This is a genomic window from Streptomyces sp. NBC_00582 (genome assembly GCF_036345155.1).
GTDB lineage: Bacteria > Actinomycetota > Actinomycetes > Streptomycetales > Streptomycetaceae > Streptomyces.
In genome coordinates this window covers 7,842,891-7,867,137 of the sequence record NZ_CP107772.1, presented here as the reverse complement: position 1 = coordinate 7,867,137, position 24,247 = coordinate 7,842,891, and the positions used below count along the sequence as shown (strand labels likewise).

Sequence of the window (24,247 nt, the reverse complement as noted above, 5' to 3'; positions counted from 1 at the left end):
GTCAACACGCGTAAAAAGGGCGGGACCCCGGATCGGAATCCGGGGCCCGCCCTTTGAACGCTGCCGACGCCTAAGGCGTACTACTGGCCGTCAGTTGTCGTCCTCGTCGATGAGGAAGCCACGCATCGGCGAGGGAGCCTGGCCCATCGGGGAGGGACCCTGCGGACGTACCGGCGCCATCGGCTGAGTCATGGCCGGGGACATCTGCTGCTGCCCGCCGTAGGACGGCGCGGCGGGGCTGGGCGCACCCATGCCCGAGCCCATGCCCGAACCCATCCCCGAGCCCATGCCGGGAGCACCGGAGCCGTAGGACGGGGCGCTGGCGCCTGCCGGAGCCATGGAGGGCGCCGGGGACGGCGGCAGGGACGCGGCGGCCGGAGTGCGCGGCGGCGCGAGGGAGTCGTCGGCCTGGGTCTCCAGCTGACGCAGCTGGGACTCGAGGTACGACTTCAGACGCGTCCGGTACTCGCGCTCGAAGCCGCGCAGGTCCTCGACCTTGCGCTCCAGCGTGGCGCGGGCGGACTCCAGGGAGCCCATCGCGACGCGGTGCTTCTCCTGCGCGTCCCGCTCCAGGGCGTCGGCCTTGGCACGGGCGTCACGCTCGAGACCCTCGGCACGAGAACGCGCCTCGCCGACGATCTTGTTGGCCTCGGAGCGGGCCTCGGCGATCGCCTGGTCGGCGGTCTGCTGGGCCAGCGAGAGGACACGGGCGGCGCTGTCGCCACCGGGGCCCTGACCGGGGCCGCCCATCGGACCGCCCATGGGGCCGCCCATCGGGCCACCCATCTGCTGCGGCATCGGGGGCTGACCACCCATGGGACCGCCCATGGGGCCCTGCCCCATCGGACCCTGGCCCATCGGGCCGGGACCCTGCGGACCACCCTGACCGCCGGGGCCGGCGGGCAGCTGCGGGGCACCGCTCGGCAGCTGGGGCGGGCCACCCATGGGGCCACCCATCTGCTGCTGCGGCGGGCCCGATATGCCGGCGGGCACCGGGGCGCCGGGGCCTCGCATCCCCTGCTGGGGCATGCCCTGCTGAGGCATTCCCTGCTGCGGCATCCCCTGCTGGGGCATACCGCCCTGCGGCATCCCACCCTGCATGCCGCCCTGCTGCATACCGCCCTGCTGCATACCGCCCTGCTGAGGCATGCCGCCCTGCTGGTCCTGCGGCTCCGGAGGCTTGCGCATGTTCTGCTGGTTCTGGGCAGCAGCGCGCGTGGCCGCGGCCAGTTTGGCGCGCAGGTCCTCGTTCTCGCGGAGCAGGCGCGTCAGTTCGGCTTCGACCTCGTCGAGGAAGGCATCGACCTCGTCCTCGTCATAGCCTTCTCGGAGGCGGACGGTCGTGAACTGCTTGTTCCGCACGTCCTCGGGGGTCAACGGCATCTCTTCACCTCAACGTAGTCGTCGGCATTCGGCAGGACCGTATCTCTCACATCGCTCACATCCCGGCCTGGGTGAGTGTGATCAGGATGTAGACGATGATCATCAATACGAAGAAGGACAGGTCGAGTGCCACGCCCCCGAGACGCAACGGCGGGATGACTCGCCGCAGAAGCTTGAGCGGTGGATCGGTGACAGTGTAGGTGGCCTCGAGAACGACCACCATCGCCTTGCCGGGTTGCCATGAGCGGGCGAACTGAAAGACGTAATCCATGACCAATCGGAAGATGAGCACGATCAGGAAGACCATCAGCACGACGTAGATCACCTGCAGAACCACGCTCATGTTCGGTGCTTCCCTCTCCCCTGTGTCCGGTCTTGTGTCTCAGCTCTGGTTGAAGAACCCGCCCTCTGCGATGCGGGCCTTGTCCTCCGCCGTGACATCGACGTTAGCAGGAGACAACAGGAACACCTTCTGGGTCACCCGCTCGATGCTGCCGTGAAGACCAAACACCAAACCGGCCGCAAAGTCGACAAGTCGCTTCGCGTCTGTGTCATCCATCTCAGTCAGATTCATGATCACCGGGGTGCCCTCACGGAAGTGTTCCCCGATGGTACGGGCCTCGTTGTAGGTCCGGGGGTGGAGCGTGGTGATCCGGTACGGCTCTCGTTCCGACACGACCTTGGGCATGATCACCGGTGCGTTCTTCTCCAGGGACTGACGTTCTTGTGTGATGGATGCCACGGGCGCGATGCGCGCCGGACGCCCGGATTCCGCGGCGAGCGCAGAAGATCGGGCCACCGGCTCGCGCGGAGCGGGCGGCTGCACGATTCGCACCTCTTCGTCCCTTTGGGACTGGTGTGCGCCGTGTGACTGGTGGGACGGCTCGTGTCGCCGGTGATCCCGCTCAGGTTCCGGGTCGAGCTCGGGTTCGAAGTCGTCATCGGGGTCGAATCCCCGGCCGTCGTACCCATCGTCCTCCACGAGGCCGAGGTAGACCGCCATCTTGCGCATCGCGCCGGCCATGCTCTGAGTCCTCCGCTCTGTGGTGGATCGGCTTTCGACTGCCAAGTCCCGCGATCCACGTGGCCCTTGTGCCCGCCTACCGGCGGTAATGACCATATTTTCTGCTGTGGTCCGACTTCCTGGCGACGTTACCCGAGCCTGGGGCGGACTCCGAGTACCGCAGTGCCGACGCGCACATGTGTCGCCCCCGCAGCCACGGCATCCTCGAGGTCCGCACTCATCCCTGCGGAGACCATGTTCGCAGCCGGATGGGCTCGGCGCAGGTCAGTCGACAAATCCATCAACCGCTCGAAGGCGGCCCGTTGGCGACCGGCGTACTCCCCGGTCAGAGGTGCGACGGTCATCAGTCCGGCGAGTCCCAGTCCCGGCGCGTCGGCCACCAGACCCGCCAACTCCTCGATCCCGTCGGGCGACACGCCGCCCCGCTCCCCCCGTCCGCTCTCCCCCGCGTCGAGGGCGACCTGGATCAGGCATCCGACCTCCCGCCCGGCGCGCACCGCCTCCTTCGACAGCGCGGTCACCAGCCGGGAACGGTCCACGGACTGCACGAAGTCCGCGTAACCGACCACGGATCGCACCTTGTTGGTCTGCAACTGTCCGACGAAGTGCCAGGAAAGCGACAGGTCCGAGCAAGTCGCGGCCTTGGGCGCGGCGTCCTGGTCCTTGTTCTCGGCGACGTGCCGCACCCCGAGGTCGGCGAGGATCCGCACGTCGTCGGCCGGGTAGGTCTTGGTGACCACGATCAGGGTCACGTCCTCCCGCGCACGACCGGCGGCCGCGCACGCGCGGGCGATGCGCTCCTCCACCTTCGCCAGGTTTACGGCGAGTTCGTCCTTACGGTCCGTCATGCCCATCAGTCCAGCCAGACATATCCCGCGAGTCGCCCCGTGGAGCGGTCGCGGCGGTACGAGAAGTGGTCCTGCGACTCCCGGGTGCACACCGGCGACTGCTCCCGGTCGCGTACCCCGAGCCGGTCGAGCTGCGCGTGCACCCCCGCGGTCACGTCGACCGCCGGCGTGCCCCAGCTCGTCTCGGCGTACGCCGCCGGCTCGACGCCCGCGACCTCGGCGCGCATCTCCTCGGGCACCTCGTAGCACCGGCCGCAGACGGCGGGTCCGGTGCGGACGACGATCCGGGACGGCTCGGCGCCGAGTTCCACCATGGCCCGTACGGCGGCGGGGACGACCCCGGCGACCATGCCGGGCCGGCCCGCGTGGGCCGCGGCGGCGACCCCGGCGACCGGGTCGGCGAGCAGAACGGGGGTGCAGTCGGCGGTGAGGACGGCGAGGGCGAGCCCGCGCCGCGCGGTGACGATCGCGTCGACGCGCGGCACCGGCTCGTCGCCCCAGGGTCCGTCGACGACCGCGACGTCGGCGCCGTGCACCTGGTTCATCCAGACCACGTCTCCAGGATCCAGCCCCAGGGACTTGGCGGCCAGTTCCCGGTTGGTGAGGACGGCCGCGGAGTCGTCGCCGACCGCTCCGCCGAGGTTGAGCTCCTCATACGGAGCGGCGCTCACCCCGCCCCACCGGTCGGTGAAGGCGAAGTGCGCGCCGCTCACGTGTCCGCGCCGTCCTATCACTTCAGGAAGTCCGGCACGTCCAGCTCCTCGGCGGCGCTGTCGGAGTAGGTCCGCGACGGCGGGACCGGCGGGGCGACCGGGATCTCGGCCACCGGCTCGGGGGCCGGCTCCGGCTCCTCCTTCGGCGTGACGCTGCCGAGCGAGCCGAAGGACGGGCGGCTGTCCGGCTGCCGTACCGGAGCGGGCTCCTCACGGCGGGAGGAGGCCGTGGCCGAGCCGAGGACGTTGTCCCGGCGGGCGGGGGGCTGGCCGCCGTCGAAGCCGGCCGCGATGACGGTGACCCGGACCTCGTCGCCGAGCGCGTCGTCGATGACCGCGCCGAAGATGATGTTGGCCTCGGGGTGGGCGGCCTCGCTGACCAGCTGGGCGGCCTCGTTGATCTCGAACAGGCCGAGGTCGGAGCCGCCGGAGATGGAGAGCAGCACGCCCCGGGCGCCGTCGATGGAGGCCTCGAGGAGCGGCGAGGAGATCGCCATCTCGGCGGCGGCCACCGCGCGGTCGTCGCCGCGGGCGGAGCCGATGCCCATGAGCGCCGAGCCGGCCTCGGACATGACCGACTTGACGTCGGCGAAGTCGAGGTTGATGAGGCCGGGGGTGGTGATGAGGTCGGTGATGCCCTGGACACCGGAGAGCAGGACCTGGTCGGCCGACTTGAAGGCGTCCAGGACCGAGACCTGGCGGTCCGAGATGGACAGCAGCCGGTCGTTGGGGATGACGATGAGGGTGTCGACCTCTTCGCGGAGTTCGGCGATGCCGTCCTCCGCCTGGTTGGCCCGGCGCCGTCCCTCGAAGGTGAACGGGCGGGTGACCACGCCGATGGTGAGGGCGCCCAGGGAGCGGGCGATGTTGGCCACGACGGGCGCGCCGCCGGTGCCGGTGCCGCCGCCTTCACCGGCCGTCACGAAGACCATGTCGGCCCCCTTGAGGACCTCCTCGATCTCCTCGCGGTGGTCCTCGGCGGCCTTGCGGCCGACGGCCGGGTTGGCGCCGGCGCCGAGTCCGCGGGTCAGTTCGCGGCCGACGTCGAGCTTGACGTCGGCGTCGCTCATCAACAGCGCCTGCGCGTCGGTGTTGATGGCGATGAACTCGACGCCCTTGAGACCGACCTCGATCATCCGGTTGATGGCATTGACACCACCGCCGCCGACACCGATGACTTTGATGACTGCGAGGTAGTTCTGCGGTGCTGCCACGTCGAAGGCCTCTCGCCTCGAGTTACGTGTCGCCGCCTCGCAGGTGGTGCGATCCGACGACTGATGCCGAATGGGACGGTCCGTTTCGCCGACCCGAACCCTAACGCTGAAGTTTAGGGTTACCAGTGTGTCTGTTCCTTGGAGTCTTCTGAACAGGACACTAAGTCGACAAGTGGCGCCCGTTCAACGAACACGCCGAACCTCCCGTTTTTCTTTTCACCCTATGTGATCAGCCGTGTCGCTGCCCAACCAGGGTGCTGGCCTGCGCCGATGTGCGTCAACTCCCTGATGACGCGGGGGCCGTGGGAGCGCTGACGTCGAAGTGCCGCGCGCCCGGGGAGGCTTTCATGAGAGCACCGAGCGTACGCGCCTTCAGGGCGCCCTTCTCGGCACTTCCCCAGGCGACCGTGCGGCCGTCCGTCAGCTCCAGCGAGATGTCGTCGTAGGAACGGACCTTGAGGGCGCGGGTCTTCTGGGCGACGGCGTCCGGAATGTCGCCGGCGACCCTCACCGCCTCGCGCACCAGACGGTCCTCGCCGAAGCGGCGCAGGCTCGCGGCGCCCGACCCGCCCGAACCCGACCCGGAGAGGGCCAATTCGAGGAGCGGCACGTTCTTCAATGCCTGAGAAATCGTGGCGAAACGGACGCCTTTGTCGTCCACTTCCACGAAGTTCGACCCTTTTCCGACGAGCAGAACAGGCTGCCGCTCGGTCACTTTCAGGCCGATTCCATGGGGCCAGGAACGCATCACGTCGACCGTGTCGATGCGGGGCAGCCTCGTGCGCAGACGGGCCTCGATCGCCTTGGTGTCGACGGAGACGAGCGGCGATCCGACCGGTACGGCGGCGGCCTCGCGCACCTGGTCGGGCGTCAGGACGTCCGTGCCGGACACCGAGACGTGCTCGACCTTGGTCCACGAGGAGCCGTACAACACCCAGACCGTGCCCGCGCCGAGGAGGAGCACGGCGAGCCCGAGGGCGATGATCATACGAACTCGGCGCGGGCCGCCCAGCCTTCGGACGAGGGGCGGGCCGGACGGCTCCTCCTGGCGTGCACCGCGCTCGACGGTGGCGGATCCGGCCACGCTCCCTACCCTTTCGCTCACATGGAATGCGGCGCCTATCGCTGGGCGCGACTCGCCGCGATCGCCTCGTACACCATGCCGACGAGCAGGTCGTCGGCGTCCCGGCGGCCGAACTCGCTGGCGGCGCGGGACATCTCGTACAGCCGGTGCGGGTCGGCGAGCACCGGCAGGACGGACTCCCGGACCCACTCGGGGGTGAGTTCCGCGTCGTCGACGAGGAGTCCGCCGCCCGCCTTGACCACCGGCTGGGCGTTCAGCCGCTGTTCGCCGTTGCCGATGGGCAGCGGGACGTAGGCGGCCGGGAGTCCCACGGCGGAGAGTTCGGCGACGGTCATCGCGCCCGCGCGGCAGAGCATCATGTCGGCCGCGGCGTACGCGAGGTCCATCCGGTCCAGGTACGGTACCGGGATGTAGGGGGGCATTCCCGGCATCTGCTGGACATGCGGCAGTTCGTTCTTCGGGCCGACCGCGTGCAGGATCTGGATGCCGGCCTGCTGGAGCCAGGGCGCGACCTGCTGGACGACCTCGTTGAGCCGGCGGGCGCCCTGCGAGCCACCCGAGACGAGCAGGGTCGGCAGGTTGGGGTCGAGGCCGAACATGTGGCGGGCCTCGGGGCGGGCCGCGGCGCGGTCCAGGGTGGCGATGGAGCGCCGCAGCGGGATGCCGATGTAGCGGGCGTCGCGCAGCTTGCTGTCGGGCGTGGAGACGGCGACGCGGGCGGCGTACCGGGAGCCGATCTTGTTGGCGAGGCCGGGCCGGGCGTTGGCCTCGTGGACCACGATCGGCACCCCGAGGCGCTTGGCGGCGAGGTAGCCGGGCAGGGCCACGTAACCGCCGAAGCCGACGACGGCGTCGGCCTTGGTGCGCTCCAGGATCTGCTCGGCGGCCTTGATCGTGCCGCGCAGCCGGCCCGGGACGGTGATCAGCTCGGGGGTGGGCTTGCGCGGCAGCGGTACGGCCGGGATCAGCGCGAGCTCGTAGCCCCGCTGCGGAACGAGTGTGGTCTCCAGACCGCGCTCGGTGCCCAGGGCCGTGATCCCCACGGTGGGGTCCTGCCTGCGCAGGGCGTCCGCGAGGGCGAGCGCGGGCTCGATGTGGCCGGCGGTCCCCCCACCAGCGAGTACGACATGCACCGAAATTCACCGCTCTCCGGACGGACGCGCCGCCGAGGCACGCCGTCGCATCGTGTTCCATCTCCGGGGTTCCCGTTTCACCGCGGAACCCCCGGCCCCCCGCTTTCTACCAAAGCGGGGTTGCCGCATCGCAAGCGCCGCCCGCGCAGCGGGATCGTCACGTGCGAAGGCGATCAGCAGCCCGATCGCGAACATGGTCGGCAGCAGGGCGGATCCTCCGTAGGAGAACAGCGGGAGGGGGACGCCGGCGATCGGCAGCAGACCGAGCACCGCACCGATGTTGATCACGGCTTGCGCGGTGATCCAGGTGGTCACACCTCCCGCGGCGTACCTGACGAAGGGGTCCTCCGTGCGTCCGGCCACGCGGATACCCGCATAGCCTAGAGCCGCGAACAGGGCGAGTACCGACAGCGTCCCCGCGAGACCCAGTTCCTCACCGGTGACGGCGAAGATGAAGTCGGTGTGGGCTTCGGGCAGTTGGCCCCATTTCTCCACACTTGCCCCGAGTCCTGAGCCGAAGATCCCACCGGAGGCGAGGGCGTAGATCCCGTGCACGGCCTGCCAGCAGTCGGCGGCCCCGGACCTGGGCTCGGTGGCGCCGATGCAGGCCAGGCGGGCCATCCGGTTCGGGCTGGTCTTGATCAGGACGAACCCGATCGCGGCGGCGATCGAGAGCACCCCGACGAACAGCCGGGTGGGCGCCCCGGCGAGCCACAGCAGCCCGAACAGGATCGCGGTGAGGATGATCGCGGTCCCCATGTCGCCGCCGAGCATGATCAGCCCGAGCAGCATGAAGGCGACCGGCACCAGCGGCACCAGCATGTGCTTCCACTGGGTGAGCAGCTTCTTGTCCTGCTTGCGGGCGAGCAGGTCGGCGCCCCACAGCACCAGGGCGAGCTTGCCGAACTCGCTGGGCTGGATCTGGAAGGAGCCGCCGAGCGAGATCCAGTTCTGGTTGCCGTTGACCGCCATTCCTATCCCGGGCACCTGCACCAGGGCCATCATGAAGACGGCTCCGGCGAGGATCGGGTAGGCCAGCGCCCGGTGCAGCTTGACCGGCATCCGGGAGGCGACCAGCAGCAGCACGGCCCCGATGGAGGCGGCCAGGAACTGCTTGCGGAAGAAGAACGACCCGGGCAGCGACATCTGCAGCGCGGTGATCTGCGAGGCGGAGTACACCATCACCAGCCCGAGCACGGTGATCAGCAGACTGCCGCCGAGGATCACGTAGTAGGCCGTGAGCGGCCGGTCCCAGGCCTTGCGCGCACGCGTGTAGGCCCGCAGGACGGGGTTGTCCCGGGACGGACGCGCGGCGGGAGGTCGGCGGACAGCCCGCTGAACGGGCGGCCGACCGGTGCGGCTAGTGGGCACGACGGCTCCCCTGCAACATGCGCGACCGCAGCCCACTCAGGGGCGCGGGGAACTGCGCGACCAGCCCCCACGACCCGCAGCCGAACGACACAACGTCAGTCACCGGCACCTCCAAGGCTCCTGGAGCAACCGTCACGGCCAAGACCCGCCCTCAGGCGAGTTCACGCACCGCCTCAGCGAACGCGTCCCCGCGCTGGTTGTAGTTGACGAACATGTCCATGGAGGCGCAGGCCGGGGCGAGCAGCACCGTGTCTCCCGCGCGGGCGAGGCGCCGGGCCTCCTGGACCGCCGCGAGCATCGCCCCAGTGTCGGTCCGGTCGAGGTCGACGACGGGTACCTCCGGGGCGTGTCGCGCGAGGGCTTCACGGATCAGCGCGCGGTCGGCGCCGATGAGGACGACGCCCCGCAGCCGCGGTGCCGACTTGGCGACGAGTTCGTCGAAGGTCGCGCCCTTGGCGAGCCCTCCCGCGATCCACACGATCGACTCGTACGCCGCCAACGAGGCTTCCGCCGCGTGGGTGTTGGTCGCCTTGGAGTCGTCGATGTACGAGACGCCGTCCACGTCGGCCACGTGGGCGATGCGGTGGGCGTCCGGGGTGAAGGCCCGCAGACCGTCCCGTACGGCCCTGGGAGGCACGCCGAAGGCGCGGGCGAGGGCCGCCGCGGCAAGGGCGTTGGCGATGTTGTGCGGGGCCGGCGGGGTGACGTCGGAGACCTCGGCGAGTTCCTGGGCGTTCTTCTGCCGGTTCTCGACGAACGCGCGGTCGACCAGGATGCCGTCGATCACGCCGAGTTGGGACGGCGCCGGGGCGCCGAGGGTGAAGCCGATGGCCCGGCAGCCCTCCTCGACGTCCGCCTCGCGCACCAGGTCCTCGGTGGCCTTGTCGGCGACGTTGTAGACGCAGGCGACGCGATTGCCCTCGTAGACGCGGCCCTTGTCGTGCGCGTAGGCCTCCATCGAGCCGTGCCAGTCGAGGTGGTCGGGGGCGAGGTTCAGCACCGTCGCCGAGTGCGCGCGCAGGGAGGGCGCCCAGTGGAGTTGGTAGCTGGACAGCTCCACCGCCAGGACGTCGTACTCCTCGTCGCCGAGGACCGCGTCGAGCAGGGAGACGCCGATGTTGCCGACGGCCGCGGTGCGCAGGCCGGCCGCCTTCAGGATGGAGGCCAGCATCTGGGTGGTGGTCGTCTTGCCGTTGGTGCCGGTGACACACAGCCAGGGGGCGGCCTCGGGGCCCCTGAGGCGCCAGGCGAGTTCGACGTCGCCCCAGATCTCCACCCCGGCCTCGGCCGCCGCCGCGAAGAGCGGCTTGTCGGGCTTCCAGCCCGGCGCGGTGACGACGAGTTCGGTGCCCTCGGGCAGGGTCGCGCCGTCGCCGAGGCGCACGGTGACGCCCAGCGCCTCCAGCTCGGCGGCCTGCTCACGCGCGCGTGCGTCGTCGCCGTCGTTGACGACGGTGACGATCGCCCCGCGCGCGTGCAGCACCTTGGCCGCCGGGACACCGGAGACGCCGAGCCCGGCGACGGTGACGTGCTTGCCCGTGAAGTCCGGGGACACCGAGGAGGTCACTTGTCTGCTGCCCATCCCGCGTAGAAGAGACCCAGTCCGACGATCACACAGATGCCCTGAATGATCCAGAATCGGACCACGACCAGGACCTCGGACCAGCCCTTGAGTTCGAAGTGGTGCTGGAGCGGCGCCATCCGGAAGACGCGCTTGCCGGTCAGCCGGAAGGAGCCGACCTGGATGACCACCGACATGGTGATGAGGACGAACAGACCGCCCATGATGGCGACCAGCAGCTCGGTGCGGGAGCAGATGGCGAGGCCCGTGAGCACACCGCCGAGCGCCAGCGAACCGGTGTCGCCCATGAAGATCTTGGCCGGAGAGGTGTTCCACCACAGGAAGCCCAGGCAGGCACCCATCAGCGCGGCGGAGACGACCGCGAGGTCGAGCGGGTCGCGCACCTCGTAGCAGGCGTTGGGGTTGGTCAGGGTCTCGCCGTTGGCGCAGGACTCCTGGTACTGCCAGACGCCGATGAACGTGTAGGCGCCGAAGACCAGCACGGAGGCGCCGGTGGCGAGACCGTCCAGACCGTCGGTCAGGTTCACGCCGTTGGACATCGCGAGAATCATGAACAGCGCCCAGACGACGAACAGCACGGGGCCGATCGTCCAGCCGAAGTCCGTGATGAACGACAGCTTGGTGGAGGCCGGGGTGTTGCCGCGGGAGTCCGCGAACTGCAGCGACAGCACCGCGAAGGCGATACCGACGATCAGCTGGCCGGCCATCTTCGCCTTGGCCCGCAGACCCAGGGACCGCCGCTTGACGATCTTGATGTAGTCGTCCAGGAAGCCGACCAGGCCCATGCCGCACATGAGGCCGAGGACCAGCAGACCGGAGAAGGTCGGCGGCTTGCCGGTGATCACCTTGGACAGGAAGTACGCCGCGACCGTCGCCAGTATGAACGCGATACCGCCCATGGTCGGCGTACCGCGCTTGCTGGCGTGCTCCCGCGGACCGTCGTCGCGGATGTACTGGCCGTAGCCCTTGCGCGCCAGCAGCTTGATCAGCAGCGGTGTGCCGATCAGCGTCAGGAAGAGGCCAATGACACCCGCGAACAGGATCTGCTTCATCATCGGGCGGAAACCTCACCCTCGGCACCGGTCGCGAGCAGCGCCTGCGCGACGCTCTCGAGGCCGACCGAACGGGACGCCTTCACGAGTACGACGTCCCCCGGGCGCAGCTCGCTGCGCAACAGGTCGACCGCCGCCTGTGCGTCGGACACGTGCACCGACTCCTCACCCCACGAACCCTCGTTATATGCGCCCAGTTGCAGCCAGGCGGCTTCCCTGCCCCCGACCGCGACGAGCTTGCTGACGTTGAGCCGGACGGCGAGCCGCCCGACCGCGTCGTGCTCGGCGAGCGCCTCGTCCCCGAGCTCGGCCATCTTGCCGAGCACCGCCCAGGTCCGCCGCCCCTTGCCCATGGCCGCCAGCGCGCGCAGAGCGACTCGCATGGACTCGGGGTTCGCGTTGTAGGCGTCGTTGACGATCGTCACGCCGTCCGGGCGCTCGGTGACCTCCATCCGCCAGCGGGAGAGGGAGCCCGCCTCGGAGAGCGCGGTGGCGATCTCTGTTACGGACATGCCCAGCTCATGGGCGACGGCGGCCGCGGCGAGCGCGTTCGACACGTGGTGCTCACCGTACAGGCGCATGGTCACATCGCTGCACCCGGAGGGTGTGTGAAGGCTGAAGGAGGGCTGTCCGCTGTCCGTGAGTCGTACGTTCTCGGCCCGTACGTCCGCTTCGCCGGACTCTCCGAAAAGGACCACCTTCGCCTTCGTACGGGAGGACATGGCCCGGACCAACGGGTCGTCGGCGTTGAGGATCGCGACACCGCCGTCGCTCGCCGCGGGAAGGCTCTCGACCAACTCGCCCTTTGCCTGTGCGATCTGTTCGCGGCCGCCGAACTCGCCGATGTGGGCGGTGCCGACGTTGAGGACGAGGCCGACCCTCGGGGGCGTCAGATCCGTGAGGTAGCGGATGTGTCCGAGCCCGCGGGCACCCATCTCCAGGACCAGGAACCGGGTTTCCTCGGTGGCGGACAGCGCGGTCAGCGGCAGCCCGATCTCGTTGTTGAGGGAACCGGGGGTGAAGACGGTCGGCGCCTTGCGCCGGAGCACCTGGGCGATGAGGTCCTTGGTGCTGGTCTTGCCGGCCGAGCCGGTGAGCGCGACGAGCGTCGTGCCGAGCTTGTGCACGACGTGCCGGGCGAGGGCGCCGAGGGCGGCCTGGACGTCGTCCACGACGATCGCGGGCACGCCGACCGGGCGCGAGGCCAGTACGGCCGCCGCGCCCGCCTCGACGACCGCGGCCGCGTAGTCGTGGCCGTCGACGCGTTCGCCGACGAAGGCGACGAAGAGGCTGCCGGGCTCCACCTCGCGGGAGTCCCGGACGACGGGCCCGGTGACTTCCACGGACGGATCCGGTATGTCGTAGGTCTGCCCGCCGACGACTGCTGCGATCTCGGCGAGGGAGAGGGCGATCACAAGTTCATCCCTGGGTCTGCTGGATAGCTTCGCGAAGCACCTGGCGGTCGTCGAACGGACGGACCACTCCGGCGATGTCCTGGCCCTGCTCATGGCCCTTGCCCGCGACCAGCACGGTGTCCCCGGCGTGCGCGCGGGCGACGGCGGCGGCGATCGCGGCGGCCCGGTCCTCGAACAGGAGCACCTGGCCGCGCTCGTGCGCGGGCACGGAGGCGGCGCCTTCGAGCATGGTCGCGAGGATCGCGAGGGGGTCCTCGGAGCGGGGGTTGTCGGAGGTCAGTACGGCGGTGTCGGCGAGCCGTGCCGCGGCGGCGCCCATCGGGGCGCGCTTGGTGCGGTCCCGGTCGCCGCCGCAGCCGAGGACGACGTGCAGCCGGCCCTTGGTGACCTTGCGCAGCGCCTTGAGCACCGACTCGACGGCGTCCGTCTTGTGGGCGTAGTCGACGACCGCGAGATAGGGCTGGCCGACGTCCACGCGCTCCAGGCGGCCCGGCACGCCCGGTACGGCGGCGACGCCGTCGGCGGCGGTCTGCGGGTCGAGTCCCGCGGCGGCGAGGGCGGCGATCGCGGCGAGGGTGTTGGCCACGTTGAACGGACCGGGCAGCGGCGCCTTGGCGGCGATCCGCACCCCGTCCGGGCCGACGGCGGTGAACGTCGAGTCCATCGGGCCGATGTGGACCTCGCTGGCGCGCCAGTCGGCGTCGGGGTGGCCCTCGGCGGAGAAGGTGACGACCGGGACCTCGGCCTCGCGGACCAGCCGGCGGCCGTACTCGTCGTCGAGGTTGACCACCCCGAGTTTGCTGCGTTTCAGGGTGAAAAGCTGCGCCTTGGCCCGGAAGTAGTCCTCCATGTCGGAGTGGAACTCCATGTGTTCCGGGCTGAGGTTGGTGAAGACGGCGATGTCGAAGACGCAGCCGTCGACCCGGCCGAGGACGAGCGCGTGGCTGGAGACCTCCATGGCGACCGCCTCGACGCCGCGCTCGCGCATGACGGCGAACAGGGCCTGCAGATCGGTGGCCTCCGGGGTGGTGCGCTCGGACTTGATGCGCTCCTCGCCGATGCGCATCTCGACCGTGCCGATCAGCCCGGTGGACCGGAGGTGCTTGAGGCCGCCCTCCACCAGGTAGGCGGTGGTGGTCTTGCCCGAGGTGCCGGTGATGCCGATCTGGAGCAGGTCCCGGCCCGGACGGCCGTAGATCGTGGCCGCCAGTTCGCCCATCCGCGCGCGGGGGTCGTCCACGACCAGGACCGGCAGTCCGGTCGCGGCGGCGCGCTCGGCGCCGGTCGGGTCGGTGAGCACGGCGACCGCGCCGAGGCCGGCGGCCTGGGTGACGAAGTCGGCGCCGTGCAGCCGGGCGCCCGGGAGGGCGGCGTACAGGTCGCCGGGGCGGACGGCGCGCGAGTCGTGGGTGATGCCCGTGACGGCCGCCTCGCTCCGCGCGGCGGGGGCACCCAGTTGGACGGCGAGCTCCGCGAGGGGTGTGGCGGAGACCTGGACCGGCCTGGGCGGCCCCGGATATGTCACGGAAGCGCCCTTCTGGGTGGTTTGGGACTGATCAGCGTGTGGCACGGCGGTGAGCGTACCGGGCGCACCCGCCTGCGGGCGAAGCGAGGAGGCGGGGGACCCCGGTTTCCCGGGGTCGGGAGTGATCATGGTCACGGGTCGGTTCCTGGCTGGTTCGGCGCTGAACAGCGGTGGTCGGGGCCGGGCGGGCGGGGGTCAGGGGGTGAAGGTGACGGGCAGCTTGGCGGCCTTCGCCCCGGTGGGCGGGATCTGGAGGGTCTTCAGGGCGAACTCCATGACCTGCTTGAACACCGGTCCGCAGATCTGGCCGCCGAAGTAGCTGCCCTGGGTGGCGTTCTGAATGGCGCAGTAGACAGTGATCCGGGGCTTGTCGGCGGGGGCGAATCCGGCGAAGGAGGAGGTGTATCCCTTGTACTTGCCGGTGGCCGGATCCACGCGGTTCGCGGTGCCGGTCTTGCCCGCGACGCGGTAGCCGGGGATACGCGCCTTGGTGCCGGTGCCCTCCTGGTCGTCCACGACCGACTCCAGCATCTGGGCGAGGCTCTTCGCCGTCTTCTCGCTGACGACCCTGTTCTTCTTGGGTGCGGAGGCGGGGGTGAAGCGGCCGTCGGGGCCCTGGGTGCCGCGCACCAGGGTCGGCTCGATCCGTACGCCGCCGTTGGCGATCGTCGAGTAGACGGAGGCGGCCTGGAGCGCGTTGAGGGACACGCCCTGTCCGAAAGGGATCGTGTACTGCTGCGAGGTCGACCAGTCGTCCGGCGGGGCGAGGATGCCCTTGGTCTCGCCCGGGAAGTCGAGGCCGCTGTAGCTGCCCAGGCCGAACTTGCGGAGGTAGGAGTAAAGGACGCGGTTCGACTCGGCCTGGGTCTTGCCGAGCTGGCCGGTGGCCAGGATCGTGCCGATGTTGCTGGACTTGGCGAGCACGCCGTTGAGCGTGAGGTTCCACGTCTCGTGGTCGATGTCGTCCTTGAAGAGCCGGTCGCCGCGGTGCAGCCGGTTCGGGACGACGACATGAGTGAGCGGGGTGGCCACGTTCTCCTCGAGGACGGCCGCCATCGACATGATCTTGGCCGTGGAGCCGGGCTCGTAGGCGTCCTGGAGAGCGGCGTTGCCGAGGGCGTCGGGGTTCGCCGTGGTGAGGTCGTTGGGGTCGAAGCCGGGCGAGTTGGCCATGGCGAGGATCTCGCCGGTGCGGGTGTCCTGGACGACGACGTAGCCGCGGTCCGCCTTGGACGCCGCGACCTGCTCGGTGATGGCGTTCTGGGCGGCCCACTGGATGTCCCGGTCGATCGTCAGCTCGACGTCGGAGCCGGGCACGGCCGGGGTCTCGGTCGCGCCGCCGGCGGTGGGCACGAGACGGCCGCCGGACTGGGCGTAGCGGATCTTGCCGTCCTTGCCGGCCAGGGTCCCGTTCAGCTCCTGCTCGATGCCGCCGCCGCCCTTGCCCTCGGCGTTGACCCAGCCCAGCACGGAGGCGGCGAGGTCGCCGTTGGGGTACACGCGCTTGCTGCTGGGGACGGCGAACAGGCCGGCCAGGACGTTGACGGTGGTGGCGTCCGAGCTCGCCTTGGCCACGAGGGCGGACCTCAGGTCCTTGATCTGCTTCCAGACCGCCGGGGTCTGCCGGACGGCGAGCAGCGCGTACTGCGAGGTGGTGTCCGCGGGCCGCAGCTTCCTGACGAGCGTGGACTGCTCCTGGCCGAGGATCGGCGCGAGCAGCGCGGCGGCCTGCTCGGGGCCGTCGTCGATCTTCAGGTTCTCGCGGTTGAACATCGTGGGGTCGGCGGTGATGTCGTACGCGTCCTCGCTGCTGGCGAGGGCGATCCCGCTGCGGTCGGTGATCTCGCCGCGCTCGGCGGCCAGGACCTGGCCGACGTAACGGTTGCGGTCGGCCTTGGCCGCGTAGGTACTGGCGTCGACGGCCTGGACCTGGAGGAGGCGGACGACGAAGGCGGCCATCACCAGGGTCAGGGCGAGACCGACCATGCGCAGCCGGGGGCGGGGGCTGCCGAGCCGGATGGAGCGCGGGGCCGGGGGGCGCGGGGTGGCCGGACGGCGGGCCGGGCGGGCGCCGGGGCCCGGCCGCCGCCGGGCGGAGGCGGGGCGGGAGGGCCGGGCGGGGCCGGGCACCCGGCGGCGGGGCGGTTCCCTGTCGGTCACTTCCGTCACCTGCCGGGGGTCGTGGGAAGGGCTGCGGTCGGAGCCGGCGCCGCGCTCCGCGCGGGAGCGCCGCCGGGAAGGGCCGCCGACTGCGACGACGCCGACGGCTGCGGCGACGGTTGCGACGAGGGCGACGCGATCGTCTGGGAGAGCGTCATCGCCTCGGGCGGCCGTACGACGTCGGCGGCGCCCTGCGCGGACTGCTGGGCCGCGGCCGAGGGGACGCCCTTGACGCTGCCGTCCGGGTCCAGGAAGGCGGGGTCGCCGCCGGGAACCATGCCGAGTTCACGGGCGCGGCGCTGGAGGGCGTCCGGGGCGGAGTAGGAGTCGATGTCGCGCTGGAGCGCCTGTTCCTCGTCGGTGAGGTTCTTGGTGTCCTTCTGGAGGTCGTCCATCTTGAACGAGCCCTCGCTGAGCGCGGAGTTCAGCACGAGCAGCCCGATGAGGCCGCCGCCGAGGAGGAGGACGACGAGGAGGACGAAGGGGGTGCGGGCCGCCTGGCGCGGTCCTGCGGGGAACAGTCGGGCGAGCCGGGCGGCCCTCCCCTTGAGTTCGGGTTTCCCGCTCACTCGCCCTCCCCCGAGTCCGGTGTTCCGACCTTCGCCCGCCGCGCCCTCATTCGATGGACTCCCTGATGCGTTCGACCCCGCGCAGCCGGGCCGGGGCCGCGCGCCGGTTCTCGGCGACCTCTTCCTCGGTGGGAAGTTCGGCACCGCGGGTCAGCAGCTTGAGCCGGGGCTGGTAGCGCTCGGGGACGACGGGCAGTCCGGGTGGCGCGGTGGTGGCGGCGCCGGCCGCGAACACCTGCTTGACCAGCCGGTCCTCCAGGGAGTGGTACGACAGTACGGCGATCCGTCCCCCCACGCCGATCGCCTCGACGGCGGCCGGGATCGCCCGCTCCAGCACCGACAGCTCGCCGTTGACCTCGATGCGCAGGGCCTGGAAGGTGCGCTTGGCCGGGTTGCCGCCGGTGCGCATGGCGGCCTGCGGCAGGGCGCCGCGGATCAGTTCGACGAGGCGGGCGCTGTTGGTGAAGGGCTCCTTGTCGCGCTCGCGGACGATCGCGGAGACGATCCGCTTGGCCTGCTTCTCCTCGCCGTAGGCGCGCAGGATCCGCACCAGCTCGCCGGGCGGGTAGGTGTTGAGGACGTCGGCGGCGCTGATGCCGGTCGTCTGGTCCATGCGCATGTCGAGCGGGGCGTCCTGGGCGTAGGCGAAGCCGCGGTCGGCCTCGTCGAGCTGCATGGACGACACGCCGAGGTCGAACAGGACGCCCTGGACGTGCGGGAGGCCGAGCCGGTCGAGTACGTCGGGGAGCTCGTCGTAGACCGCGTGCACGAGGGTGGCGCGCTCACCGAAGGGGGCGAGCCGCTCGCCGGAGAGCCGCAGGGCCTCCTTGTCGCGGTCGAGGGCGACGAGCCGGACCTCGGGGAACCGCGTGAGCAGGGCCTCGCTGTGGCCGCCGAGGCCGAGGGTGCAGTCGACGACGACCGCTCCGGGCCGCTGCAGGGCGGGGGCCAGCAGGTCCAGGCACCGCTGGAGCATCACCGGGACGTGTCGGCTTTGTCCCACCCCTCGCCCGCCACCACCCTCATTCGAATGCGCTTCGCGCCCCATTGACTCTGGGCCCTCTCAGATCCGGCGGGAAACACGCACCGCCGGTCCCCGCCCTCTCGTGTGGGGAAGGCCTGCCGCGGCACGCGGGGAAGTCAGTCCAGCGGGGAGATCGCCGTCGAGACCGCCGCCTCCCGCTTCGCGTCACTTTAGTCCACGGTGTCGCGCGGTCAATCAACCGGCCTGCGCGTGGCGGCCGGGCGCGGCCGTGAAGCGGTGGAGCGGTGGAAATCACCCGGTCGGGCGATCCAGCCTCACCCCTGTGGCTTACCTCACAAACGTGAGGTGATGACGCTCTTTTTCCCTTCTCACAACAGGACCGCGATGCCTGTGACCAGTACCGTCATGGTTATGACGACTTCCGCATCCGTACCCACAGAGTCCGAAGGCGCCATACGCGGCGGCACGGTGACCGACCGTCTCGTCGACGCGAACGAGCGGTACGCCGCCGCCTTCACCGATCCGGGCATGGACGCCCGGCCCGTCCTGCACGTGGCGATCGTGGCCTGCATGGACGCCCGTCTCGACCTGCACGCGGCGCTCGGCCTGGAGCTGGGCGACTGTCACACGATCCGCAACGCGGGCGGTGTGGTCACCGACGACGTGATCCGTTCGCTCACCATCAGCCAGCGCAAGCTCGGCACGCGCAGCATCGTGCTGATCCACCACACGGGCTGCGGCCTGGAGGCGATCACCGAGGACTTCCGCACCGACCTGGAGATGGAGGTCGGCCAGCGTCCGGCCTGGGCCGTGGAGGCGTTCCGGGACGTGGACCAGGACGTGCGGCAGTCCATGCAGCGGGTGCGGACCTCTCCGTTCCTGCTGCACGCCGACGACGTCCGCGGGTTCGTGTTCGACGTGAAGACGGGTCTGCTGCGCGAGATCGACCCCGCCTGAGCGCTCGCACCGTTGCGTGTTCGCTGTCGATTGGCTGTTGATTTCTCTCCGCGTGGCACCCAAAAGGCCATAGAACCGACATATCGCGGGCAGTTGTCCACAGGCGAGTGACACGAATCGGTAACGGCAGCAAGAATGCGTTTGTGACGCCCGCCGAACATTTCACGGGTGGCGCACGTGATTCGGGGTGGGCCGGTCCGCGGTGAAGAGCGTCGGCCCGGAGGAATGTAAGGGCCGAGGAGGGCCGGGTGACGACCTATGACGAGCGAGCGAGCCTCACGGATCTGACCGCCACTGTGGAGCGAGTCCGCAGTTCGGTGGAGGGAGTGATCGAGGGCAAGCCCGAGGTCGTACGGCTTTCGCTGACCGTGCTGCTCGCCGAGGGACATCTTCTGATCGAGGATGTCCCCGGCGTCGGCAAGACGATGCTCGCCAAGGCGCTGGCGAAGTCCATCGACTGCTCGGTGCGCCGGATCCAGTTCACGCCGGACCTGCTGCCCTCGGACATCACGGGCGTGTCCATCTGGGACCAGCAGCGCCGCGACTTCGAGTTCAAGCCGGGGGCGATCTTCGCCCAGATCGTGATCGGCGACGAGATCAACCGCGCCTCGCCCAAGACGCAGTCGGCGCTCCTCGAGTCCCTGGAGGAGCGCCAGGTCACCATCGACGGGCAGACGTACGAGCTGCCCAGCCCCTTCATGGTGGTGGCCACGCAGAACCCGGTCGAGATGGAGGGCACCTACCCGCTGCCCGAGGCCCAGCGCGACCGTTTCATGGCCCGGGTCTCCATCGGCTACCCGAGCCCCGAGGCCGAACTGCGGATGCTCGACGTGCACGGCGAGGTCAGCCCGCTGGACGACCTCCAGCCGGTGGCCCACGCGCACGACATCGTGAAGCTGATCGACGCCGTCCGCACGGTCCATGTCGCCGAATCGGTTCGCCGGTACGCCGTCGACCTGGTCGCCGCCACGCGCACCCACCCGGACCTCAGACTCGGCGCCTCGCCGCGCGCGACGCTGCACCTGCTGCGCGCGGCGAAGGCCTCCGCCGCCCTCGGCGGCCGGGACTACGCGCTGCCGGACGACGTGCAGAACCTCGCCGTGGCGGTCCTGGCCCACCGTCTGCTGCCCACCGCGCAGGCGCAGCTCAACCGCCGCACCGCGGAGCAGGTCGTCGAGGAGATCCTTCAGCGCACCCCGGTGCCCACGGGTGCCCAGCAGCACACCTACGGCGGCCTGGGCCAGGGCGCGCCCGCGTACCCGCAGCAGCCGCCGCGGAGGATCTGATGACCACCGGGGGGACCGGGCAGCCCGGACAGCCCCAGGGAGCCGGAGCCGACCGGAGCGGCGCCCGGACCGCCCTGGCCGGTCTGACCACCCGCGGGCGCTCCTTCCTGGCGGCCGGCGTCGCCGCCGCGGTCTGCGCCTATGTGCTCGGGCAGCCCAACCTGCTGCGGGTCGGGCTGCTGCTGGCCGCGCTGCCGCTGATCTGCGCGGCCGTCGTCTACCGCACCCGCTACCGGGTCGCCGGCAGCCGGCGGCTGGCCCCCGCGCGTGTGCCGGCCGGCAGCGAGGCCCGCGTCCACCTGCGGATGGACAACGTCTCCCGGCTGCCCACCGGCCTGCTGATGCTCCAGGACAAGGTGCCCTACGTCCTCGGCCCGCGCCCCCGGTTCGTCCTGGACCGGGTGGAGGCGGGCGGCCGGCGCGAGGTGTCGTACCGGGTCCGCTCGGATCTGCGCGGCCGCTATCCGCTCGGCCCGCTCCAGCTGCGGCTGAGCGACCCGTTCGGCATGTGCGAACTGACCCGGTCCTTCTCGACGTACGACACGCTGACGGTGATCCCCAAGGTGGAGGCGCTGCCGCCGGTGCGGCTGAGCGGCGAGGCCAAGGGGTACGGCGACGGACGGCAGCGCTCGCTGGCGCTGGCCGGCGAGGACGACGTGATCCCGCGCGGCTACCGCTACGGAGACGACCTGCGCCGGGTGCACTGGCGTTCGACCGCCCGCTACGGCGAGCTGATGGTGCGCCGCGAGGAGCAGCCCCAGCGGGCCCGCTGCACGGTGCTCCTGGACACCCGGGACGGGGCCTACGCCGGCGCCGGCCCCGACTCCGCCTTCGAATGGGCGGTCTCGGGCGCCGCGTCCGTGCTGGTGCACATGCTGGAGCGGGGCTTCTCGGTACGGCTGCTGACGGACACCGGCACCTCGGTGCCCGGCGAGGGCGCCGAGGGCTTCGCCGGGGCCAGCCAGGAGTCCGCGGACGCGGCCGGGCTGATGATGGACACCCTCGCCGTCGTCGACCACTCCGACGGCGCGAGCCTGTCCCGCGCCTACGACGTGCTGCGCAGCGGCAACGAGGGGCTGCTGGTGGCGTTCTTCGGCGACATCGACGAGGAACAGGCGGCGATCGCCGCGAAGATGCGTCAGCGCAGCGGAGGCGCGGTCGCCTTCCTGCTGGACAGCGACACCTGGGGGCGTGAACCGAACGGCATGGCTCATCCGATGAACAGGCAGGAGGAGCGGCTGCGGTTGCTGCGCGAGGCGGGCTGGACCGTCCTGAGCGTGCCGCGCGGCACCTCGCTGAACGAGCTGTGGCGTCAGGCGGACCGCGAGCGGGCGGGCGTCGTGACGGCGGGCGGGACGCGTGCGGGGGAGGCGGGATCATGAGCGGACGGGCTCGGCTGACGCTGTGCTCGGCGGCGGCCACGCTGATGGCGTCGTGCGCCCTGCTGCCCCTGATCGATCCGGGCACCTGGATCCTCCAGGCGGCCGCGCTGCTGGCGATCCAGTCCGGGGTGGGCGCGGCCGCGCGCCGGGTCCCGCTGGCCCGGCCGCTGACGGTGGCCGCCCAGGCGCTGGTCTCCCTGCTGCTGCTCACCCTGGTCTTCGCGCGGGAGCAGGCCCTGTTCGGGCTGCTCCCCGGCCCGCAGGCCCTCGGGCACTTCGGGGACCTGTTCCGGGCGGGCGCCGAGGACGTCGGGCAGTACGCGATCCCCGCCCCGCTGACCGACGGCATCCGGCTGATGACGGTCGGCGGTGTGCTGGTGATCGGCCTGGCGGTGGACACCCTCGCGGTGACCTACCGCAACGCCGCTCCGGCCGGTCTGCCGCTGCTCGCGCTGTACTCGGTGGCCGCCGGGCTCTCCACCGGTTCGGGCGACTGGGTGTGGTTCCTGGTCGCCGCGGCCGGCTATCTGATGCTGCTGCTGACCGAGGGCCGTGAGCGGCTCTCCCAGTGGGGCCGGGTCTTCGCGGGCGCCCCGCGCTCCCCGGGCGGACAGCCGGGGGCGGTGGCCCCGGTGCGCACCGGGCGGCGCATCGGCATGGCCGCGCTGGGCGTGGCCCTGGTGGTGCCGCTGCTGCCGCTGCCGGCGATCCAGGGCGGACTGCTGGCCGGCGCCGGGAGGGGCGTGGGCTCGGGCAACGGCGGCGGAGGCACGGTCTCCGCGATCAACCCCGTGGTGGGGCTGCGCGACAGCCTGAACGTGAACGAGGACCGCACGGTCCTCACGCTCAACACCAACGCCAGTGACCTGTCGGACATGTACCTGCGGATCGTGTCCCTGGACGAGTTCGACGGCACCACGTGGAAGCCGGCCAAGCGCCACATCGTCGCCGTCCCGGACGGGTTCCCGACGCCCACCGGACTGGGGCCCGACGTCAAGCGCGCGGTGATCTCCACCCGGATCTCGGCCGCCGAGGGCTACGCCCAGGACTGGCTGCCGATGCCGTATCCGCCGAGCAGCGTGAAGATCAAGGGCAACTGGCGGTACGAACCGGTCGGTATGACCCTCGTCGGCGACCACGGCCAGAAGACCAGCGGCAAGACGTACGACGTGACGAGCCTCGACGTGCAGCCGACGGCGCGGCAGCTCGAGGCGGCGCCCGAGGCACCGAGCTCGATCCGCAACGAGTACACCAAGGTGCCGGGCTCGCTGCCGAAGGTGGTGGCCCGCGAGGCCAAGGAGATCACCAAGGGCACGACGAGCGACTACGCGAAGGCGGTGGCGCTCCAGGACTACTTCGCGGTGACGGGCGGCTTCGAGTACGACACGGACGTGGAGGTCGGCTCGGGACCCGACGCGATCGCCCGCTTCCTGCGGGACAAGCAGGGCTTCTGCGTCCACTTCTCCTTCGCGATGGCGGCCATGGCCCGCACGCTCGGCATACCGGCCCGGGTCGCGGTGGGCTTCGCGCCGGGTTCCCCGCAGGCGGACGGGTCGGTGGCGGTGAGCCTGAAGGACGCCCACGCCTGGCCCGAGCTGTACTTCGAGGGTGTGGGCTGGACCCGCTTCGAGCCGACCCCGACCCGCGGTACGACGCCTTCGTACACGGTGCCGGACACCTCGGACACGAACACCCCTGATCTGCCGCGGTCCTCCGAGTCCGCGGAGGCGGCCCCGTCGGCCGCGCCGTCGACGAGCGCGTCCTGCTCGGCGCAGGACAAGAAGCTCGACGGCTGCGGTGCGGCGCTGCCGCTGGACGACGCGCAGCAGAGCGACCAGGGCACCCCGCTGTATGTGAAGGCCGGCTGGATCCTGCTGGGCGCCCTGGGGCTGACCCTGCCGATGCTGCCGATGCTGTGGCGGCTGCGGCGGCGCTCGGTGCGGCTGGCGTCGGCCCGGCACGCGGCGGCCGCGTCGGTCGGTGCGCGGCCCGGGGCCGGCGGCACGGACGGGCTCGCGACGCAGTACGCCGGTTCGGCGGTGCTGCTGGACGAGCCGCCGCAGGAGGTGGCCGAGGCCGCGGTGGCGTATGTGCTGGCGGTCTGGCGCGAGCTCGTCGACACGGCCTGGGACTACGGCATCGAGCCGGACGACGCCCTGACTCCCCGGCGGGCGGCGGCGCGGATCGTACGGATCGGGGAGCTGGAAGGGGCGGCGGCCGGTTCGGTGCACCGGGTGGCGGGTGCCGTGGAGCAGGTGCTGTTCTCTCCGCGCCCGCGGGCCGAGGCCGGGCTGTCCGAGGACGTCCGCCAGGTGCGGGGGGCGCTGCGTGCGCGCGTCGGCTGGACCACGCGGGTACGGGCGGTCGTGGCACCCCGCTCGGCCATGCGGGCGGTCTGGGACCTCGCCGACCGCTGGACGGCCCTCAAGGCGTCCTGGGCGGCCCGTGCCACGCGGCTGGCGACCCGGTTGGCGAGCCTGCACCGCCGTCCCGGCCGGCAGAGCGGGTAGGGCGATGGGCCCGGAGCAAGCTTGAGGGGGTGACCACCCGGTGGGTGGTCACCC

Annotated in this window: 20 protein-coding genes; 4 read left to right on the top strand and 16 right to left on the bottom strand. The window is 71.2% G+C overall.

Translation table 11 applies throughout. The annotated features are described in order from the left end of the window. Window positions 1-90: 90 nt before the first annotated feature. From OG852_RS35560 to rsmH, 16 genes are all read right to left on the bottom strand, one after another. A complete protein-coding gene (locus OG852_RS35560; protein ID WP_330350080.1) occupies window positions 91-1,383 on the bottom strand; it encodes a DivIVA domain-containing protein in 1,293 nt (430 codons plus the stop codon). 55 nt (window positions 1,384-1,438) lie between these two features. Continuing rightward, the gene (locus OG852_RS35555; RefSeq protein WP_067245235.1) at window positions 1,439-1,726 is read right to left on the bottom strand and encodes a YggT family protein; all 288 of its coding nucleotides are present in this window, start codon (window positions 1,724-1,726) and stop codon (window positions 1,439-1,441) included. A gap of 39 nt (window positions 1,727-1,765) precedes the next feature. Beyond that, window positions 1,766-2,407 (bottom strand): cell division protein SepF, encoded by a 642-nt coding sequence (locus OG852_RS35550; RefSeq protein ID WP_133910085.1) that lies wholly within the window; start codon window positions 2,405-2,407, stop codon window positions 1,766-1,768. Window positions 2,408-2,535: 128 nt separating this feature from the next. After that, window positions 2,536-3,255 carry a YggS family pyridoxal phosphate-dependent enzyme gene (locus OG852_RS35545; RefSeq protein ID WP_330350079.1) on the bottom strand — a complete coding sequence of 240 codons (720 nt, stop codon included), beginning with the start codon at window positions 3,253-3,255 and terminating at the stop codon, window positions 2,536-2,538. A gap of 5 nt (window positions 3,256-3,260) precedes the next feature. Further along, the gene (gene pgeF, locus OG852_RS35540) at window positions 3,261-3,989 is read right to left on the bottom strand and encodes a peptidoglycan editing factor PgeF (protein WP_330350078.1); all 729 of its coding nucleotides are present in this window, start codon (window positions 3,987-3,989) and stop codon (window positions 3,261-3,263) included. Further along, window positions 3,986-5,182: a cell division protein FtsZ gene (ftsZ, locus tag OG852_RS35535; protein ID WP_133910082.1), complete on the bottom strand. Its 1,197-nt coding sequence runs from the start codon at window positions 5,180-5,182 to the stop codon at window positions 3,986-3,988. The genes pgeF and ftsZ overlap by 4 nt, the downstream gene beginning before the upstream one ends. Window positions 5,183-5,459: 277 nt before the next feature. Next, window positions 5,460-6,266 carry a cell division protein FtsQ/DivIB gene (locus tag OG852_RS35530; RefSeq protein WP_330350077.1) on the bottom strand — a complete coding sequence of 269 codons (807 nt, stop codon included), beginning with the start codon at window positions 6,264-6,266 and terminating at the stop codon, window positions 5,460-5,462. Window positions 6,267-6,301: 35 nt separating this feature from the next. Continuing rightward, window positions 6,302-7,399, bottom strand: coding sequence for an undecaprenyldiphospho-muramoylpentapeptide beta-N-acetylglucosaminyltransferase (gene murG / locus OG852_RS35525; protein ID WP_133910080.1), 1,098 nt, complete (start codon window positions 7,397-7,399; stop codon window positions 6,302-6,304). 6 nt (window positions 7,400-7,405) lie between these two features. Next, window positions 7,406-8,770 (bottom strand): putative lipid II flippase FtsW, encoded by a 1,365-nt coding sequence (ftsW, locus tag OG852_RS35520; protein WP_330350076.1) that lies wholly within the window; start codon window positions 8,768-8,770, stop codon window positions 7,406-7,408. A 151-nt stretch (window positions 8,771-8,921) separates the two neighbouring features. Beyond that, entirely contained in the window at window positions 8,922-10,352 is a 1,431-nt protein-coding gene (gene murD / locus OG852_RS35515; protein WP_330350075.1) for a UDP-N-acetylmuramoyl-L-alanine--D-glutamate ligase, read from the bottom strand. Further along, window positions 10,334-11,407 carry a phospho-N-acetylmuramoyl-pentapeptide-transferase gene (gene mraY / locus OG852_RS35510; protein WP_133910078.1) on the bottom strand — a complete coding sequence of 358 codons (1,074 nt, stop codon included), beginning with the start codon at window positions 11,405-11,407 and terminating at the stop codon, window positions 10,334-10,336. Before mraY ends, murD begins: the two co-directional genes overlap by 19 nt. After that, window positions 11,404-12,819: a UDP-N-acetylmuramoyl-tripeptide--D-alanyl-D-alanine ligase gene (locus OG852_RS35505; RefSeq protein WP_330350074.1), complete on the bottom strand. Its 1,416-nt coding sequence runs from the start codon at window positions 12,817-12,819 to the stop codon at window positions 11,404-11,406. The genes mraY and OG852_RS35505 overlap by 4 nt, the downstream gene beginning before the upstream one ends. A gap of 4 nt (window positions 12,820-12,823) precedes the next feature. After that, the gene (locus OG852_RS35500; protein ID WP_443064598.1) at window positions 12,824-14,479 is read right to left on the bottom strand and encodes a UDP-N-acetylmuramoyl-L-alanyl-D-glutamate--2,6-diaminopimelate ligase; all 1,656 of its coding nucleotides are present in this window, start codon (window positions 14,477-14,479) and stop codon (window positions 12,824-12,826) included. Between the two features lie 60 nt (window positions 14,480-14,539). Then, window positions 14,540-16,504 carry a peptidoglycan D,D-transpeptidase FtsI family protein gene (locus OG852_RS35495; protein WP_443064597.1) on the bottom strand — a complete coding sequence of 655 codons (1,965 nt, stop codon included), beginning with the start codon at window positions 16,502-16,504 and terminating at the stop codon, window positions 14,540-14,542. Window positions 16,505-16,509: 5 nt separating this feature from the next. Then, window positions 16,510-17,073 (bottom strand): septum formation initiator family protein, encoded by a 564-nt coding sequence (locus tag OG852_RS35490; protein WP_330350073.1) that lies wholly within the window; start codon window positions 17,071-17,073, stop codon window positions 16,510-16,512. Window positions 17,074-17,119: 46 nt separating this feature from the next. Then, window positions 17,120-18,076 carry a 16S rRNA (cytosine(1402)-N(4))-methyltransferase RsmH gene (gene rsmH / locus OG852_RS35485; RefSeq protein WP_330350072.1) on the bottom strand — a complete coding sequence of 319 codons (957 nt, stop codon included), beginning with the start codon at window positions 18,074-18,076 and terminating at the stop codon, window positions 17,120-17,122. A gap of 330 nt (window positions 18,077-18,406) precedes the next feature. On the opposite strand from rsmH, the gene OG852_RS35480 reads away from it, so the two are divergent. The 4 genes from OG852_RS35480 (at window position 18,407) to OG852_RS35465 (ending at window position 24,193) form a co-directional block, all read left to right on the top strand. Then, window positions 18,407-19,015 carry a beta-class carbonic anhydrase gene (locus OG852_RS35480; protein ID WP_443064596.1) on the top strand — a complete coding sequence of 203 codons (609 nt, stop codon included), beginning with the start codon at window positions 18,407-18,409 and terminating at the stop codon, window positions 19,013-19,015. A gap of 248 nt (window positions 19,016-19,263) precedes the next feature. Next, a complete protein-coding gene (locus OG852_RS35475) occupies window positions 19,264-20,301 on the top strand; it encodes an AAA family ATPase (protein ID WP_133910072.1) in 1,038 nt (345 codons plus the stop codon). Continuing rightward, on the top strand, window positions 20,301-21,683 hold the full coding sequence (locus tag OG852_RS35470) for a DUF58 domain-containing protein (protein ID WP_330350070.1): 1,383 nt from the start codon (window positions 20,301-20,303) through the stop codon (window positions 21,681-21,683). The genes OG852_RS35475 and OG852_RS35470 overlap by 1 nt, the downstream gene beginning before the upstream one ends. After that, on the top strand, window positions 21,680-24,193 hold the full coding sequence (locus OG852_RS35465; RefSeq protein ID WP_330350069.1) for a transglutaminase TgpA family protein: 2,514 nt from the start codon (window positions 21,680-21,682) through the stop codon (window positions 24,191-24,193). The genes OG852_RS35470 and OG852_RS35465 overlap by 4 nt, the downstream gene beginning before the upstream one ends. The last annotated feature ends 54 nt before the right edge of the window (window positions 24,194-24,247 follow it).

Coding starts and splice junctions, on each gene's coding strand:
- OG852_RS35560 (WP_330350080.1), bottom strand. CDS start 1,383: ATGCCGTTGACCCCCGAGGACGTGCGGAACAAGCAGTTCACGACCGTC.
- OG852_RS35555 (WP_067245235.1), bottom strand. CDS start 1,726: ATGAGCGTGGTTCTGCAGGTGATCTACGTCGTGCTGATGGTCTTCCTG.
- OG852_RS35550 (WP_133910085.1), bottom strand. CDS start 2,407: ATGGCCGGCGCGATGCGCAAGATGGCGGTCTACCTCGGCCTCGTGGAG.
- OG852_RS35545 (WP_330350079.1), bottom strand. CDS start 3,255: ATGACGGACCGTAAGGACGAACTCGCCGTAAACCTGGCGAAGGTGGAG.
- murD (WP_330350075.1), bottom strand. CDS start 10,352: ATGGGCAGCAGACAAGTGACCTCCTCGGTGTCCCCGGACTTCACGGGC.
- mraY (WP_133910078.1), bottom strand. CDS start 11,407: ATGATGAAGCAGATCCTGTTCGCGGGTGTCATTGGCCTCTTCCTGACG.
- OG852_RS35480 (WP_443064596.1), top strand. CDS start 18,407: ATGACGCTCTTTTTCCCTTCTCACAACAGGACCGCGATGCCTGTGACC.
- OG852_RS35470 (WP_330350070.1), top strand. CDS start 20,301: ATGACCACCGGGGGGACCGGGCAGCCCGGACAGCCCCAGGGAGCCGGA.
- OG852_RS35465 (WP_330350069.1), top strand. CDS start 21,680: ATGAGCGGACGGGCTCGGCTGACGCTGTGCTCGGCGGCGGCCACGCTG.